This is a genomic window from Cyclobacterium sp. 10D3-21 (assembly GCF_055809755.1).
This window is the reverse complement of record NZ_CM147924.1, coordinates 5,125,392-5,141,890: the sequence shown is the minus strand read 5'-3', so window position 1 is coordinate 5,141,890 and position 16,499 is coordinate 5,125,392. Positions and strand designations below refer to the sequence as shown.

The 16,499-nt window shown below is 37.6% G+C and carries 13 protein-coding genes; 8 read left to right on the top strand and 5 right to left on the bottom strand.

What is annotated here, in order from left to right; translation table 11 throughout:
• Nucleotides 1-86: 86 nt before the first annotated feature.
• From AC0L7T_RS19825 to AC0L7T_RS19815, 3 genes are all read right to left on the bottom strand, one after another.
• Nucleotides 87-407, bottom strand: a complete 321-nt coding sequence (locus AC0L7T_RS19825) for a high-potential iron-sulfur protein (RefSeq protein WP_473337797.1) — start codon at nt 405-407, stop codon at nt 87-89.
• Between the two features lie 96 nt (nt 408-503).
• Nucleotides 504-2,417: a PVC-type heme-binding CxxCH protein gene (locus tag AC0L7T_RS19820; RefSeq protein ID WP_473337796.1), complete on the bottom strand. Its 1,914-nt coding sequence runs from the start codon at nt 2,415-2,417 to the stop codon at nt 504-506.
• A gap of 126 nt (nt 2,418-2,543) precedes the next feature.
• Nucleotides 2,544-4,946: an alpha/beta hydrolase gene (locus AC0L7T_RS19815; RefSeq protein WP_473337795.1), complete on the bottom strand. Its 2,403-nt coding sequence runs from the start codon at nt 4,944-4,946 to the stop codon at nt 2,544-2,546.
• Nucleotides 4,947-5,448: 502 nt separating this feature from the next.
• Here AC0L7T_RS19815 and AC0L7T_RS19810 point away from each other — a divergent pair.
• The 4 genes from AC0L7T_RS19810 (at nt 5,449) to AC0L7T_RS19795 (ending at nt 11,097) form a co-directional block, all read left to right on the top strand.
• Complete coding sequence (locus tag AC0L7T_RS19810) at nt 5,449-7,668, top strand: sodium-translocating pyrophosphatase (protein WP_473337794.1); 2,220 nt, start codon at nt 5,449-5,451, stop codon at nt 7,666-7,668.
• A 183-nt stretch (nt 7,669-7,851) separates the two neighbouring features.
• Nucleotides 7,852-8,667: a polysaccharide biosynthesis/export family protein gene (locus AC0L7T_RS19805; RefSeq protein ID WP_473337793.1), complete on the top strand. Its 816-nt coding sequence runs from the start codon at nt 7,852-7,854 to the stop codon at nt 8,665-8,667.
• A 1-nt stretch (nt 8,668) separates the two neighbouring features.
• Nucleotides 8,669-9,427, top strand: a complete 759-nt coding sequence (locus AC0L7T_RS19800; protein ID WP_473337792.1) for a hypothetical protein — start codon at nt 8,669-8,671, stop codon at nt 9,425-9,427.
• Complete coding sequence (locus AC0L7T_RS19795) at nt 9,364-11,097, top strand: GumC family protein (protein WP_473337790.1); 1,734 nt, start codon at nt 9,364-9,366, stop codon at nt 11,095-11,097. Before AC0L7T_RS19800 ends, AC0L7T_RS19795 begins: the two co-directional genes overlap by 64 nt.
• A 7-nt stretch (nt 11,098-11,104) precedes the next feature.
• On the opposite strand, the gene AC0L7T_RS19790 is transcribed toward AC0L7T_RS19795, so the two are convergent.
• Together AC0L7T_RS19790 and AC0L7T_RS19785 are read right to left on the bottom strand one after the other, a co-directional pair.
• Nucleotides 11,105-12,217, bottom strand: coding sequence for a nucleotidyltransferase family protein (locus AC0L7T_RS19790; RefSeq protein ID WP_473337789.1), 1,113 nt, complete (start codon nt 12,215-12,217; stop codon nt 11,105-11,107).
• Nucleotides 12,218-12,337: 120 nt separating this feature from the next.
• A complete protein-coding gene (locus AC0L7T_RS19785) occupies nt 12,338-12,607 on the bottom strand; it encodes a PqqD family protein (protein ID WP_473337788.1) in 270 nt (89 codons plus the stop codon).
• A 130-nt stretch (nt 12,608-12,737) separates the two neighbouring features.
• On the opposite strand from AC0L7T_RS19785, the gene AC0L7T_RS19780 reads away from it, so the two are divergent.
• The 4 genes from AC0L7T_RS19780 (at nt 12,738) to AC0L7T_RS19765 (ending at nt 16,295) form a co-directional block, all read left to right on the top strand.
• On the top strand, nt 12,738-14,585 hold the full coding sequence (locus AC0L7T_RS19780) for an asparagine synthetase B family protein (protein WP_473337787.1): 1,848 nt from the start codon (nt 12,738-12,740) through the stop codon (nt 14,583-14,585).
• Nucleotides 14,586-15,202: 617 nt separating this feature from the next.
• The gene (locus AC0L7T_RS19775; protein WP_473337786.1) at nt 15,203-15,331 is read left to right on the top strand and encodes a hypothetical protein; all 129 of its coding nucleotides are present in this window, start codon (nt 15,203-15,205) and stop codon (nt 15,329-15,331) included.
• Between the two features lie 123 nt (nt 15,332-15,454).
• Entirely contained in the window at nt 15,455-15,595 is a 141-nt protein-coding gene (locus AC0L7T_RS19770) for a hypothetical protein (RefSeq protein ID WP_473337784.1), read from the top strand.
• 559 nt (nt 15,596-16,154) lie between these two features.
• A complete protein-coding gene (locus tag AC0L7T_RS19765) occupies nt 16,155-16,295 on the top strand; it encodes a hypothetical protein (protein ID WP_473337783.1) in 141 nt (46 codons plus the stop codon).
• Nucleotides 16,296-16,499 lie beyond the last annotated feature (204 nt).

Sequence of the window (16,499 nt, the reverse complement as noted above, 5' to 3'; positions counted from 1 at the left end):
AAGGCTGAGAGTACAAATAATTACTTGTAGCCATTCTTTGTCAGCTCTTCGGTAATTACTAAGTTCGTAAATTCACATTAAACGTTTCACACCTTAGGGGCCCAATAAGTGCAATAAGCATCAGCGTTTACAGGTCCCTGAAACAATTGACAGCCTCCGCATTTACGTTTTTCTGTTGGAGGCAAGTACAATTGACAATTGCTGCAATTGTCATCTTCCAAAGGTGATTTTTCCTCATAACCCAAGCTGTTTCTTTTGGTTATCTCTTGCTCGCTTAGCCCTGTGAGATCAGAGCAATCTTTTATGTTTTCTAATTTGTACTCTTCCTGAGGCTTGCCACAGTTGGTCATTAAAAACAATACTCCGGTGGAGGCTAATATATTTTTAATTGATTTTCTTCTGTTCATACTTGATTGTGCGATGTTTATAATTCATTGAAATAAACAGGTCTTAAGATGGAAATCTATATCCCTGCCATTGAGTATTCAATGAAAATCCTTTGATTATTCTGCTTTGGCTCTTTCTCCTTTACCTACAAGAATATGATTGACTTCTTTAAGGTAATCTTCTTTCCAGGACGCTTCATTTTCTGAAAACTTGTATTTGTCGTTTAAAACTTCCAAAATAGCTTCACTTGAACCTGCGTTGGAACTTAAAATGCCAATCCTAAACCATTTGTTGTCTCCTTTTTCTACCAAGGCTTTCGCAAGTTGGCCTATGGTGAAATCATCCTCATAATTCCCCAAACTTAGAATTGCCTGAAGAGATACAATTGGAGATGCATCATTAATGCTTTCTGCAATTTTGCCCTTCAAATTAGGGAAGTTTTCAGCAAGCATTAAGGCATTTTTTCTAACACCATAATTGTCACTTTCTAATGCAACTTCAACCATGTCTTCTTCCAAAGCATCCAATGATTGTAACAAATACAACGCGTGAAGTTGAGCATTTGGGTTTTCATTGGTGAATAGGTTTTTCAATAGTGGTACATATTCCTGCTTTGGATTTTCCAATATCATTCTTTGGGCAGTGGTTCTCCACCAGCCATTTTTATTGGCCAAGTGAGAAACTAACGTCGTTGCATCCATTTTAGAAAAATCCTGAACTTCAGCAGTAGAAACGCCCGTTTTAGGGACAATCTTGTAAATTCTACCATGATCCATGCCATACATGAAATCCATTTCTTCTTTTAAATCATCAGGAATCGAAACGGGTGTCTCAATGTGTTGCCTGTAAAAATCTATCATAAATAGAGAACCATCAGGCCCAACAGTAAATCCAACTGGTCTGAACCAAGGGTCTGTTGAGGCAAGAAATTCTTTGCTTACTTCTTCAGAAGCTCTTTTTGCAATTAGGGTTGGACTGTTCTTGTCGGTTACAATGATGTCTCTGTGCACCAGGTTACCAGCGACTTCACCTGTGAAAACATTGCCATTAAAGCCTTCTGGAAAGTTTCCTCCATCGTAAACTGTCCCTCCTGAAGCACCAGTAAAATGATCTTCAGCATATTCTACGCGATCGAGCTCTTGTTCCTGATATTGTATATTTCTTCTCCTGGTACGTTCAGCTCTCCAATAAGGAGGAGGGGTGATCTGAAACATCTCAAGCTCATGGTCTGAAATGTTGTGATTAACTGAACTACTTGACAATTTACCATGGCGCTCAAGGTACCTGCTTGGTATAACAGTTTGTTGGATATGCAGTGTGTTTTGGGTGAAAAACTTGTTTCCCCAATCATCGAAAGTTTGACCAAACTGTGCAGTGCCACTTTCTTTTTCAAACAATCCTTTGTCTAATCGAAACCTGAAATCAGCACCTCTTAATTCTAAAGGTCCTTCTCCAGGAGCATCTTTGTAAGTAACATCACTTCTCTGTCCATTATTTGCAGCATATACCCAATTGTCTATACCCAAACGAAGATTGGTGATTTGTGCTTCAGAATTATTGTCAAAAAACCCGGAGAAAATTGGGGTCTTTGTGTCAGCTACTCCATCACCGTTGTCGTCTTTCAAATAATAAATATGAGGCGCTGCTGTTACCAATAATCCACCTTTCCAAGGCATTAAGAAGGTAGCATCAGCCAATCCTTCTGCAAATACAGTAGAGGCATCTATAACCCCATCTCCATCAGTATCTTCCAGTCTTTTTATAATACCTTTGCCTTTACCTTCTTCAGGTTTGTAAGGATAGTCGGGCATTTCTACTGCGTAAGCGATTCCTTTTTCATCAAAAACTAAATTTACCGGGTCTTTAATATGGGGTTCAGCGGCAAATAGTTTTACCTCGAAATTTTCATGGATATCAAATGTAGCAATGGATTCTTCCGGACTGAGAGCTTCAGCATATTTGTCATCCTTGCAGGAATACAATCCTATAAGAATGATTGCAAATAAAGTATGGGTAACGTTACCTTTCATGATTTTAGCTAATTTTTGATAGATTAAAGGCCTAATATCTTATAAATTTTGAAAGAAAGGAAATTTTTTCCTTTTCAATGGGTTGAAAGCCATTTTTTTTATTTAAATGGGTTATTCAAGTGATTATTACTCAAAGTCTAGTTTTTTCACAGGTGTAAAACCAAATGCATTGTCAAGGAAAGCATATGCTTGTTTTCTAGTATTTGGAGGGAAATCATGGGTAGCATCAGGGTACCTGACCTGTAGATTATCAGGATAGCCCAACCAGTTGTATACAGGTTGAATTTCAGCGATCCCTGATTTAACACCTTCTACTGAAAAGTTGCTATCATGAAGAGGCGCATTGGTAAAAACAGGTCTCGGGGCAATTGAGGCTATGATATGGGTAAAATCAAACGGTAAATTAGCCTCAGGTAAAAGCTTTTTGATGCCTGGCATGTACCTGTCCTGCGCCCAGGGGCCTAACCTCCCACCATAATTTTTAATTCCAATTTCCCCAATGTCGTAATATTCAAAGGGCGTCCAGCCACAACTTGTCACAACGGCTTTTAATCTCGTGTCATGTGCTGCCACAAACAAAGAATTGTGTCCTCCCAATGAATGTCCAATGACGCCCATTCTTTCTGGATCGACTTTATCCATATCGGTGAGCACATCCACACACCTCATGTGATTCCATACCGCTAATATGGTGCCTGATGCAAATCCATCTGTAGCGAAATCGTGGTCTTTTTGTTCTCCAAAACTTGGATAATCTGGTGCAATTACCACATAGCCCCTTTCAGCCAATTCACTAGCAATTGCTCTATTTTCCAATGGCCCTTGACCATCTACTATTTTTTTACCCAGATCTCCAGTACTGTGTAGTACGAGCATAGCCGGAGCCTTTACCTTAATCCTGTGGGGAATATAAAGAAAGGCCGTTACCTCGTTCCGCTCATCACTGGCGAAGGAAATATGATGCTTTGTATAATTGTTTTCTACCGTAGAGTCCAAATAATTTATTTCCGGACTTTGTAAATGATCTCTTGAGGGAAGCGTTCCCATTATTGAAGCCAGGTTGTTTTTCCAGGACGCTTTCTTTTGTTCCCACTGTTCCAATGTCCTCAATGGGTTTTGGCTTTCAGTTTCTAATACGAATGGGTTTTCGAGTGTGTTTTTTGGAATTTCCCTATGTAACATTTTCTTAATCGCTCCCATGATGATGGGCTCTGCTTCTGCCGTTACAGGGCTAGTGCCTACTTCATAACCACCCTCTGAATAGGCTGAGGAAGGGCCAATATAGAAGGGGCCATAATCTCCATAGGCTGCCATGGTTACAAACAAATCTTTTCTTTCCGCTTTAGCTGCCAACTGGTATTCGATAAAAAGCTCTCCAGGCAAGTGGAGAATTCTTACATCTCCTATGGCGAGGCAACTAACATCTATCTTTTTGCCAAGAGCTTGCCTATTGTACCAAGCCAACTTTTGAACGTTATTGGTAAGCCATCGCGCATTTTGGGTACGCATTTCTTGGGCAATTTCAGGAATACTTTCCTTGGGTGTTAGAAGAATAGGTTCTTGTTGCCAATAAACATCTTCTTTGGTGATTTTTGTTTTTACGGTATTGTCCCATGCCATTTCCATTCCTGCCGCTAGTCTTTCAGCAAGGATTTTCCGGTTGATTTTAGCGCCGTCATTGTATTTACCGGCAGTCACATTCGCTCCAGCACCATTGAAATGAACATGCATTGCTTCTGGTACGGCCAATTGACGCATATACCTGGCAATCCCAGGGAAATCCGGATTGGCAATTTTAGTTAGGTAATAACTTTGGGGATGGACCGCATAATAACTAAATACGGCTATTGGCTCCTCTTCATTCCAAAAGCTTACCAATGAAACCTCAGGATCTATTAGGCCTTCGGGAAAATCCCGGATTTTCTTATCTTTCGTAGAGGAAGTTCGTGTATAAGCTACGTGGCCATCATCACCTAAAATCCTTCTGTTTGAAGCAACCTTTTCTACAATCCCTTTTCCTGTACCTATATGCGTTATAGGCTTGGCCTCTTTTAAACCTTTCTTTACCGCATCAGCTAAATTTTGAAGTAATACCTTGTCGTAAGAACTTTCATAAGCTTTAGGATCTAACCCTGCATCCTTCAAAATTTTCTCCGCACCCCAATCACTTATGGGAGCATCGTGCTGGTGTAAGGTATGGACGGCAACTCTTGACGGTAGGGTAGAAGCTGCTTTGGCAAGACTTTCCTTAAATGCATCCTGGCTTTCATTGGCTATCCCTATCCAGTCAACAGCGCAAATAACAATGGGTAATCCACTACCAGAGATTACAACGCCTTTGGCACGTAAGCCAAGATTATCAGTATTTTCCAATGGATCATAAGCCAGTAAACTTCCTATAGGAGGAGTCGCATCTATATCAAAAACAGCTAAAGTAAGGCCACCTTCCTGCCCAAATCCAGCAATGGGAACCAGGTGAAAAACAAGTAAAAATAAGGATAGATACAGTTTTGATTTGATAAAATTCATAGTGGTTAACTTTAAGAATGTATGCTAAGGGTTATTTCATTTTTTCAGGTGATACCAATGTCCTGTGGTGTTTTAAATAAATGGTTACCCTCTTACTAATATGAAAAGTCAGTATGTTTTTCGACGATATCAACGCGTTCGGAGATTTTCACCATTTAATGAAAGCCATTTTTTCTATAGAATAGTAAATACCAAAAATTTATTGATTAAATCCTATCATTGATTAATCTAGCGGTAAATTTCTTTCTTGACCTATGTTTTTTTGTTGCCAAAGCGGTTTGCTAAAATTAAGCATTTTGGAAAAATATTTGAATTTTGGTTGAAAATTACGATTTCATTTGATGTTTTTGTCATTGTTAGTGCAATCCTACTGATAAATGATAGAATATTACGGTAATTGGGTGTGAATATTATCTTTTAGCTGTACTTTCTTGAAAGGAATGGGAATAATAATATCTTTGTCGAAATTAAAAATAAATCCAATTCTTTATAACAGTTAATAATGGAACAATTATTTCTCTATTTGGTCCCTTTTTTGGGTATTCTTGGCCTAGTGGTAATGGCCGTAAAATCAGCTTGGGTTACTAAACAGCCCACAGGCGATGAAAACATGGTGGAGTTGGCTGGTTACATAGCCAAAGGAGCGATGTCTTTTCTAAAAGCAGAATGGAAGGTAATGGGCTACTTTGTAGTGATTGCTGCCATTATTTTAGGTTGGTCTGGTACTTTGTTAGACAATTCCAGCCCTGTCATTGCCGTAGCATTTGTAATTGGCGCTATGCTCTCTGCATTTGCCGGGTATTTAGGGATGAAAATTGCTACAAAAACCAATGTAAGAACCACCGAAGCTGCAAAAACAAGTTTAGCAAAGGCCTTAAATGTATCCTTCACTGGAGGAACAGTTATGGGACTTGGAGTAGCAGGACTAGCCGTTTTAGGTATGGGTGGTTTGTTTATTATTTTTTATAACATGTTCGTAGTTTCTACAGGTGGTGATGTAAATGGTCACGAGATGGAAACCGCCCTGGAAGTTTTGGCAGGGTTTTCTCTAGGCGCAGAGTCGATCGCTCTTTTTGCAAGAGTTGGTGGAGGTATTTATACCAAAGCAGCAGATGTAGGTGCTGACCTTGTAGGTAAAGTAGAAGCAGGAATACCAGAAGATGATGTACGTAATCCCGCTACCATTGCGGACAATGTAGGTGATAATGTTGGCGATGTTGCCGGAATGGGAGCAGATTTATTCGGGTCCTATGTAGCCACTATATTGGCCTCCATGGTTTTGGGTAGAGAAATAGTAAGTAATGATAATTTTGGAGGCATCGCCCCGGTTTTATTGCCTTTGGTAATTGCTGGATTGGGTCTTGTGTTTTCTATCATTGGAACCTTGTTTGTTAAAATTAAATCTGAAAATGGAAATGTACAGGCAGCCCTCAATAGAGGCAATTGGTTTTCAATCCTTTTGACGGTCGCAGCCTCGTTTTTTGTTATCGATTATATGTTGCCGGAGGGTGATTTGGTGATGTCACGATTAAACTCAGCCTCATTTACTAAAATGGGCGTTTTCGGAGCCGTATTTATTGGTCTGATTGTGGGTGCTTTGATGAGTATAATTACTGAATATTATACAGCAATGGGCAAAGGCCCTGTGAATTCTATAATTAGGCAATCCTCTACCGGTCATGCTACAAATATTATCGGCGGCTTAGCGGTAGGAATGCAGTCTACAGTACTTCCTGTTTTAGTATTAGCGGCAGGTATTTTTACTTCCTATATGGCAGCAGGATTATATGGTGTGGCCATAGCTGCTGCAGGGATGATGGCGACTACTGCCATGCAACTCGCTATTGATGCATTTGGGCCCATTGCTGACAATGCAGGTGGTATTGCAGAAATGGCCGGACTTCCAAAAGAAGTAAGAGAAAGAACAGATATTCTTGATGCTGTAGGAAATACCACTGCTGCAAGCGGTAAAGGTTTTGCTATCGCCTCCGCTGCATTGACAGCCTTGGCATTGTTTGCTGCTTATGTTGGCATATCAGGTATTTCTACTATTGATATCTATAAAGCAGATGTGCTATCAGGCTTATTTGTTGGGGCAATGATTCCTTTTATCTTTTCTGCGCTTGCAATAGCAGCAGTGGGAAGAGCGGCCATGGACATGGTCAATGAAGTGAGAAGGCAATTCAAAGAGATTCCTGGAATAATGGAGTATAAGGCAAAGCCTGATTATGAGAAATGTATTGAAATATCCACCAAAGCCTCCATTAGAGAAATGGTTGCACCTGGAGCCATTGCCTTGCTTTCTCCTATCGTAGTAGGCTTCCTTTTTGGACATGAAGTACTTGGTGGAATGTTAGCCGGAGTTACGGTTTCTGGTGTTTTGATGGGAATCTTTCAAAACAATGCAGGAGGTGCCTGGGACAATGCGAAGAAATCATTTGAAAAAGGTGTAGAGATTGACGGTGAAATGTATTACAAAGGATCAGAACCCCACAAGGCTTCTGTAACAGGTGATACCGTTGGAGATCCATTTAAAGACACCTCTGGACCATCCATGAATATACTGATCAAATTGACCTCTATCGTTTCAATTGTGATTGCACCCTATATTCCTGTGGATAGTCCTTTAGGTTTAGCGGATAATGTGAACGCAACAATTGAAAAAGTGGCACAAATTGTTCCCGAAAAACCTTCAACAATAGAGGTTATAAGAATAGATTGAATTGTTTGAAATTTTCAAAAAAGGCCTCTAAATTTAAATGCAGAGGCCTTTTTTTTTAAGGAAAAGGAAAGTTTTTATTCTTTAGATTCTGGATCCTTTTAGGATTTTTGAATAAATAAAGTATCTTTGATTGGTAGGATATCACTTTATTTTTCAATGGTCCAATCAAGATCTAACAGTTTTATGCAGAAGTACATTTGTTTTTTATTTTCCGGTATTTTTATAGGCTTAATTTATGGCTGTGTACCTAACAAGAAAATAATTTACCTTCAAAACAAAGAAGGTATAGAAAATCTTTCCGACGGAAAAGTTATCACCTACGAAATCCCAGATTATCGTTTGCAATACAACGATATAATCGACGTAAATATAAAAACTGTGGAAGACCTTTTGCGGGATGGGTTCAATGTATTGGGCGAGCAAACCACTCAAAATTCCATGGTTGGACAAGTAGCGCAGAGTGGGGGAGATATTTACTATATGAATGGCTACAATGTAGACAAAGAAGGTTTTGTCCGACTTCCCATGATTGGAAAGGTGAGTGTGATTGACAAGACCATAGAGGAAGCAAGACTTGTCATTGAAGAAAAGGTCAAGGCTTTTGTAAAAACAGAATTGTTTGTGAAAGTGAAGCTTGGCGGTATCCGGTACAGTGCATTGGGGGAATTCAGAAAACCTGGGAAATTTGTTGTCCTTCAGGATCGAATGACCATTTTTGAAGCCATTGCGCATGCAGGTGATCTTACCACGGTAGCCAAAAGAGACAATTTGATATTGATCAGACAAAACCCTGAAGGCACGGAGATTCATACCATTGACTTAACGGATAGAAAGATCGTTCAATCACCTTATTACTTTATTCAACCCAATGATCAACTCTACGCAGAACCTATGAAGGTGAGAGAGATAGGTTCAGGAGAAAATGCAGCGCAGTCGCTTGCCTTGATTGTTTCTTCTATTTCAGCTGTAGCGCTTATCTTAAACATAGCCATTCGTTAATATGAGCCAAGCAAATTCTCTACCGCCAAATTTCATTCCTTTTCAAGTAAATAAAAAGGATGATTTTGATATCAAAGGCATATTGTTCAAATATTTCAGGCAATGGCCCTGGATTTTGTTAGGATTGATTGTTGGCCTATTAGTAGCTTATTACAGCAATAAATCTACCAACCCCACCTATATCGTCAACTCTTCAATTGTGATTAAAGACGAAGAACAAAGCTTGGGAGCTGATATTTTTGGTCCTTCAGGTTTCAGGAATTTCCAAACCCGATATAAATTAGAAAATGAATTGGGGATTTTAAAATCCCATGCATTGGCAGAAGAAACCCTTTCTCAATTAAATTTCAATACCATTTATTTAAAAGAGGAGCGGTGGAAAAACAGCCAACAGTATGGGGATGTTCCTATAGTAGTGAAAGCAGATTGGTCAAAGCCACAACTTACGGGTGGCTTGTTCAAATTGAGTGTGTTGGATGCATCTAGGTTTGAGCTTTCTGTTGTGGAAAACACCTTCAGCTTATTTAATCCTCTTGACCCTTTTTACAAAACTACAGTTGGTTCGGAAAAAAAACGCCTGAAGGTATTTTTTCCTTCGGTGAAGCAATTACTGGTCAACATTTTAATTTTACGGTTTCAAATTTATTTGCCAGCAGTGGTGAGGAGATATTGTTTTATTTTAAAGACACGCCTTCCTTGGCCACATCCTTTACAAACTTGCTTCAGGTCAATTCTTCAAATAATTTTTCTTCAGTTGTAATTCTTTCTCTGGAGACACCAGTAAGAAGGATGGGGCAGGATTATCTTAACACCTTGATGAATACCTATCTCAACCGAGAATTGAGAGAAAAAAATGAGGTTGCGAAGAGCACCATATTTTTTATTAATGAGCAGTTGAGAGGCATTTCTGATTCCCTTTCTTATTTTGAAGACGAACTGGAACAGTTTCGTACTAAAAATAAAGTATTCAACCTAAGTGAGGAGGGTGCACAGATTTTCATGAAGCTTCAGGACCTGGAAAAACAACAATCGGAAATTGGTGTCAATCTTCAATATTATCAAACCTTAAAAACCTACATAGAAGAAGATAGGGTAGATGGACTAATTGCCCCCTCTATTGCTGGTGAAGGAGATCCTTTGTTGAATGCATTGGTGGTGGGATTGAGTGAGTTACAGGCGGAAAAAATCAGGTTAAAAGCCAATTATTCGCTTGAAACACCTGTGATCAGGGAAGTAGAGAATAAGATTCAAAGTACCAAAAAAGCCATTGGAGAAAATGTCAGATCGGCCATAGGAAATTTGGAGAATTATTTGGGAGATTTGACAAATAAAATTTCTATTGTTGAAAATGAAGTTTTTAAATTGCCTGAAACGGAAAAAGTGATGCTTGGGTTGCAAAGGAAATTCTCCATCAATGAAAACATCTATATCTACCTCTTGGAAAAAAAGGCGGAATCGGAAATTACCCTTGCTTCAAACAAACCCAATAACAAAATTTTGGATAAAGCAATGGCCACTTCGGTACCCATCGCACCTAAATCCATGATTAATCTAATTATCGGGCTACTTATTGGATTTTTTATTCCTGTCCTTATCATTACGGTTAGGGATTTTCTTTATCAAAAGGTAAAGGATCCAAAGGAGCTCGAAAAAGCACTGGTAGTACCTCTGGTTGGGATGATAGGCCGCCACAAGGAGAAAGATTCCCTATCTGTATTGAATTACCTCAGGTCCACTGTTTCTGAGTCTTTTCGTAGTTTGCGGGCAGATATACCCTACCTAAGTAAAAATAAATCCAAATTGACCTTATTGTTTACTTCAACTATATCTGGTGAAGGCAAGACTTTTGTATCTATTAATATGGCTTCGGTTTATTCATTAATGGGTAAAAAAACAATATTGATCGGTCTGGATTTGAGAAAACCAAAAATTGCAGATGATTTTGGATTGACTAATGACCAGGGAATAAGTACCTGCTTAAGTAGAGGGACATCTTGGAAAGAAGTCGTTAAGCCTTCAGGTTACGAGAACCTGGATGTAATATTATCTGGTCCTATTCCTCCTAACCCGGCAGAATTACTGCTACAGGAAAATTTCAGTACATTAATCAAGGAAATTCAGGAAGCCTATGATGTAGTGATTTTAGATTGTCCTCCCGTAGGATTGGTATCCGAAACCAAAGAATTGATGAAATATTCAGACATTAACTTTTTTGTTTTTCGACAGAAATATTCTGCTTTGTCGAATATTCAATTTTGTAACGATTTGGCTACCAAAGGTGGTATTCAAAAAATTTATGCAGTGCTCAATGATGTACATGGAACCCATGGGTATGGTTACCAATACGGCTATTATACTTCAGATACAAATACCTATGGGTACCATGATGTACAGGACAAACCTTGGTGGAAAAAAATAGGTCGGCGATAGTCGCGCTTTATTTTTTTCGCAATAATTTTATTGGAAGCTTAATGGTGTCGTATAAAAAATCAATTGGTGTATACTTTCCCGGATATGTCGTTGCTTGTTTTTTCTCGTAGTGATGCTGTAAATATTTGGTGTAATATCCTGGGTCAAAGTTCCTATTGTCACGGTTTAAGTACCTGATATACAAGATTTTTAATTCGAAACGACTTCCCCCCCAGGTACAGGTTTCCCATATATTAAACACCATTTTATATACCCTGTTTTGATGGGTTTCCAGTCTTTTTTCTATTGGAGGGGGTAATGAAATGAATAACAATGTTTTTAAATATTGAAATCCATCCAATAAGACTTGTTGCAATCCATAGCTCCTTGCAGTGACCAGTATAGCTTCCCAATCTAATAGAGCACTGTAGGTTTTCATAAAGGCAGAAAGGTCTGCAAGATGGCGCAAACGCATCCATTGGTCTTTTCCACCATGGTGAATGATCATAAGCCAGAACAAGCTTTCTTTATCCACCTGAAGGGTTTTTATTCCATAAAAATCCTTGACAGTGGCCTTATAAAAAATCAAGGGATAGGGGAAATGGAAACTGTGAAAGTCACTTTTCACTCCCCACTGAAAATCAAGCAATAAACTTTTATTCTTTAAAGGCAATTGGTAGAGGTAATTGAAGGAAAGCAATTTCTCCATGTGCAGGGAGAGGTCAGGACTTGAATTTGAGGGGCCGAAACTCTCCGATAAAAAGCCTTCATCTTCCAATATTTTTGAAGCCAACAGTGCATCTTTTTTTTGAATCAAAATGTCAATGTCTCCTCTTTCTCTTAGCTGTGGATTGGCATAAATTTCATATTGGTACTGGATGCCCTTGTGCAATAAAATGGGTATACCAGCTACTTCAAACTTTTGTAGTAGCTTTTTTGCATGGTAAATATCCTTTGAATTCTTGAGCGCATTTTTTGAAACAAATTCCTTGAGGTGTTTCTTGTTTTTTATAGACAATATGGAGCTCTTCTTGTCATACTCAAAAAGCAATGGCCGTATGCGGTGGAACTTGGCCAGCTTCAATACTTTCCGTTCATCAACAGCTATTTCAGTTTCTTCCCCATTTGCTTTCTGTCCCATATATATTTTTATGGAAGAGTAGAGCACCTTCATTTCAGGTGAAAAGGAGTAGAGGGACGAAAGCTGTTGCAATATTTAAAAATCTATAAAATAAAAATAAGTGGTAATAAGGGCAAAAGGTTATTTGATGACGATTGCATTTGCTTCTGCCATTTTTTTCAGAAAGTCATTGACGGCTTTTTCACATTGTTCTTTTGAAACCTCGTATTCCTCGATTAAGGCCTCGGTTATCTCCTGAAATGTTTTGGGAGTTTCCAGGAGCAACCAAATGCTTTTACCTGTTTCATTTAATGTGGCGTATGAACCATTGGTGACATCCATCATGACAACATCGCCTTCAATTTCATTGAATACAAATGAATCACTCCTACTAATTTGCTTACTAGTCATAAAAAAATATTTAAATTGAGTTTATAATTTACTGTTTTTTTATCAAGGTCTTACTCAAACCCATTATAAATAGTAAATTTAGAGGATTGAGAATGGAAATTAAAATTAAATTTTAAAATAAACGAAAAACATGACTGCATTTTTTGGTTTTACAGGGAAGGGCGATTTTTTAGAGCAAATGGCTACCCCATTGAGACATTGGTCTGCAGACAGAGAGGGCAAGTTTACTAGCGAACAGTTATCCCTGGGTTGTCTGGAAATGTATACTGTTCCTGAAGCCGTCTTGGCTCATCAGCCTTTTAAATACGAAAATTTTATCATTGTAGGAGACTGTAGAATCGATAACCGTGAAGCGATAAGAGAAATGTTAAAGCTGGAACCAGACCAGGTTATGGCTGATTTGGAATTTATCGTTCGGCTCTATGAGAAAAAAGGCAAAGAGACCCCTAAACTATTGATAGGCGATTTTGCCTTTGTCATTTGGGACAGTGAAAAGGAGGAGCTATTCGGGGCAAGAGATCAGTTGGGGATTAAAATATTTTACTATGCCATTCAGCAGGAGCAATTGGTTTTTGCCTCTGAAATAAAAGGAGTTTTAGCTTACCCAGGCATGTCCAAAGAATTCAACGAACTTGTTTTGGCAGCAACCTTTTCTTTAGATGGATCATCTTCATCCGAAGGAACACTTTATAATGCAATAGATGCCCAGCCTGCAGGGACCTGGTTGCATTTTAAAGCAGGAACTTTAACCTTAAAAAAATACTGGACTTTAGGTGATCATAACATCACAATTCCTGAAACCCATGAAAAAAGGTTGGAAAAATTTAAAGACTTGTTTTTCCTTTCCGTTAAGGATAGGATGAGAGCCTATAAGCGACTTGGTCTTGAGCTCAGTGGGGGCTTGGATTCTACAGGTATCGGAGGGGCATTGATGACCTATTTGGGTAAGGGAGGTGATCTATCCTGTTTTAGTTTTGGTAAAGCCCTTCAGCCTACCCAGGAATTAGATAAACAAGACGATGGAGACATGATGTATGCATTTTGCAAGAAAAATGATATTCAGTCCCAATGGAAAAAAGTTGATGAACGAGATTTTACCCACAAGGATTATTTAAATTTATTGACCAAGGTTCAGGATGAAGTTGATATAAATTTGGTACCAACCTTTACCGTCGCATTTTTAAAAAAAGCCAATGAGGAAAACATTGGGGTTATGCTTTCGGGCTGGGGTGGAGACATGGCCGCAACCCTCACCTTAGGAGGGTTCTATAGACCCTTGGCAATTCAAAAAAAATATACCGCCTTGTGGAAAGACATCCGAAGAAAGCACGGTGTCGCAAAGACGCTTGTTAAATGGATTTATTTTTCTGCCAGAAACTTAAGACCTGAAAAGATACTAAAAATCTTTATGGTTAAGAATATAAAGAAAATTTCCTCCAGCCCTTTGGATGAAAATGTAATTGATAAATACCGGCTTTTAGATCGAGTAGCTCCTATGTTCAGTGTGAAATCAGCGGATGATATAAAAACCTACCTATCCACTTACCTAACAAAAGTAGGGGTGAATACTCGCTTAGTAAATCAAGGTTTAATTGGGCGTCATTTTGGAGTGGACTATAGGTTCCCCATGATGGACCTAAGGTTATTGGAATACATATATGCTTTACCCCTCGAAACGCTTACTTTTCAAGGTAGGAGCAGGTATCTTTTTACTGAAATCATCAGACCCTATATTCCCAGCGGCGTTATTGAGAAAAGGAAAAGCAAATTGCCATCAGTCCCATTTGTGAGGGCATTTCAAAGAAATTCTTTGAATGATATAATAAGCTATATCCAATTCAATATTGATGAATTGGAGAATATGCCTTGTTTCGATAGAGATAAAGTCCGAATGATGTTAGAAGAACCCCAGCATAATAATTTTGGACATTTATCAAAAATCATGTTTTATATCATCAAACAAAAAGCTAAACTATAAATGATGGAATTAGTTTTTTTTAAGTATAAGTTTAACCCGGATAATCCCAAGAATCATTTACTATAGAATTGTATCTGCTTTGTACAAAATATTTCGAAACTCATTGTTTTATTTGTTTGTCAAATTTTTCCAGGTGTATAAGGATCCTGCGCAAATCTATGGATTCCAATGGTTCAACAAAGGCAATAAAATTGACTATGACAGGGTGATGATTGACCAATTCTTTTTTCGCACCTCTCTGGTTTGTATTGGATTACTTCTTCACCATTTACCTGTGAACAATAATTCTTCAATTCATTTCTCAGCTCGTAGTTCGAGTATATTATCTTTAATGGAAATTCTCAAAGTGCTTTGAATAAATTAAAATATATAGATAATGAGTTCACCTACCAAAACATATAATTGGGACTGTTTAACTTCTTTAACGATGATGACATTATTCTCACCAAATATTTTTAAATACAGCTCCTTAAACCAACCAAAAAAGCAATTTAATGTACCCCAATAAATATTTTGTAAAATTCTTTCACTTTTTCGGGCTTAAATTCAAATAAAATTTTAAATTATAAATTTAAATATTTAAATTGAATTGATTCTAATTTTAAACTGTTAAACCAATGGAAAGATCAGATGATAGAAATCAAAAAAAAGAGTGGATTGATCCTGAAATTTTATTAGAAAACATTCAGGAAACTGAAGGTGGAGTTAATTTTAATATTACAGAAAATCCCTGGTATAGTTCCTGAAATATGATTTCTGAGTAGGTCAGTATATTCTGTTTAGTCAAAATTAAGGAAGAAATGCAATTTAAATTACAGCAATTAATTCTTGCTACTTTTATAAGTAAAAAAATAAGCTAAATAAGTACTATGGCGGCCTCAGATAACAAAGACCTTAAAGAAAAAAAAGAATGGGTAAATCCTGAAATTATTGCAGAAAACCTTCAAAGCACACAAGGAGGGGCATGGTCCAGCCGAAGTCCTGGAGATGGTGCTTGGTATGCTTCTTAAGTAGCTCATTAATAACTTTTTAAGCCATTACTTATAATAGGGTATGAATATTTATAACAAGCAATTATTGCTATTTCCCAATCACAATAGCGGTTTAGGCTTTTCGGATTCCTTTAGATCAGATCATTGGCGATGACATTTTTCCTTTCATGACCTTTTCCTGGCATCAAAAAATCGAAAGAAAAAGCCCTGAAAATAGCATTCTTTTCTATGTGAGTTAGAGGATGAGGTGAATTAAAAAATAATGGACCCTTTTCTTTATATTAATCCAGAATTCCAGACAAATCTGGGTTTTCCCTAAATTTAATACAAAAGGGAGTAGTCGATTTGCCAACAGCTATTACGGGTATTTTAAAACTTCCTGCCATTGTGGATTTTATCACTTATTTGTTTTTTCCGTTACAATTCCGTTTAATATCATGTAGGATGGCTACCAATCAGTCCTATTATTTTTTAATTCCGTCTTAATTATAATTTAAAAAAAAAAAAATAAAATTGATTTTTAGAATTATAACTTGTAATTTTGAAAGAAATAATTTTTAAACTAAAATAAGAGAAAATGGCAGCCTCAGATAACAAAGACCTTAAAGAAAAAAAAGAATGGGTAAATCCTGAAATTATTTCAGAAAACCTTCAAAACACACAAGGAGGGGCATATAACCCCAGTAGTGTTGGAGATGATACTTGGTATAGTTCTTGAAATATGATTAATAAGTAGCTCATTAATAACTTTTTAAGCCATTACTTATGATAGGGTATGAATATTTATAACAAGCATTTATTGCTATTTCCCAATCACAATAGCGGTTGAAAATTTCAGGTGATGGAATGTTTTTAGGTTGTTCAATGGCCTTATTAAAATAGGATTCAATTTCTGTAATACTTTCTAATTGTTGGAACTTAT

What these genes read in the sequence shown, in the direction of transcription:
- AC0L7T_RS19825 (WP_473337797.1), bottom strand. Translation starts at nt 407, where the DNA reads ATGAACAGAAGAAAATCAATTAAAAATATATTAGCCTCCACCGGAGTA.
- AC0L7T_RS19820 (WP_473337796.1), bottom strand. Translation starts at nt 2,417, where the DNA reads ATGAAAGGTAACGTTACCCATACTTTATTTGCAATCATTCTTATAGGA.
- AC0L7T_RS19815 (WP_473337795.1), bottom strand. Translation starts at nt 4,946, where the DNA reads ATGAATTTTATCAAATCAAAACTGTATCTATCCTTATTTTTACTTGTT.
- AC0L7T_RS19810 (WP_473337794.1), top strand. Translation starts at nt 5,449, where the DNA reads ATGGAACAATTATTTCTCTATTTGGTCCCTTTTTTGGGTATTCTTGGC.
- AC0L7T_RS19805 (WP_473337793.1), top strand. Translation starts at nt 7,852, where the DNA reads ATGCAGAAGTACATTTGTTTTTTATTTTCCGGTATTTTTATAGGCTTA.
- AC0L7T_RS19800 (WP_473337792.1), top strand. Translation starts at nt 8,669, where the DNA reads ATGAGCCAAGCAAATTCTCTACCGCCAAATTTCATTCCTTTTCAAGTA.
- AC0L7T_RS19790 (WP_473337789.1), bottom strand. Translation starts at nt 12,217, where the DNA reads ATGGGACAGAAAGCAAATGGGGAAGAAACTGAAATAGCTGTTGATGAA.
- AC0L7T_RS19785 (WP_473337788.1), bottom strand. Translation starts at nt 12,607, where the DNA reads ATGACTAGTAAGCAAATTAGTAGGAGTGATTCATTTGTATTCAATGAA.
- AC0L7T_RS19780 (WP_473337787.1), top strand. Translation starts at nt 12,738, where the DNA reads ATGACTGCATTTTTTGGTTTTACAGGGAAGGGCGATTTTTTAGAGCAA.
- AC0L7T_RS19775 (WP_473337786.1), top strand. Translation starts at nt 15,203, where the DNA reads ATGGAAAGATCAGATGATAGAAATCAAAAAAAAGAGTGGATTGATCCT.
- AC0L7T_RS19770 (WP_473337784.1), top strand. Translation starts at nt 15,455, where the DNA reads ATGGCGGCCTCAGATAACAAAGACCTTAAAGAAAAAAAAGAATGGGTA.
- AC0L7T_RS19765 (WP_473337783.1), top strand. Translation starts at nt 16,155, where the DNA reads ATGGCAGCCTCAGATAACAAAGACCTTAAAGAAAAAAAAGAATGGGTA.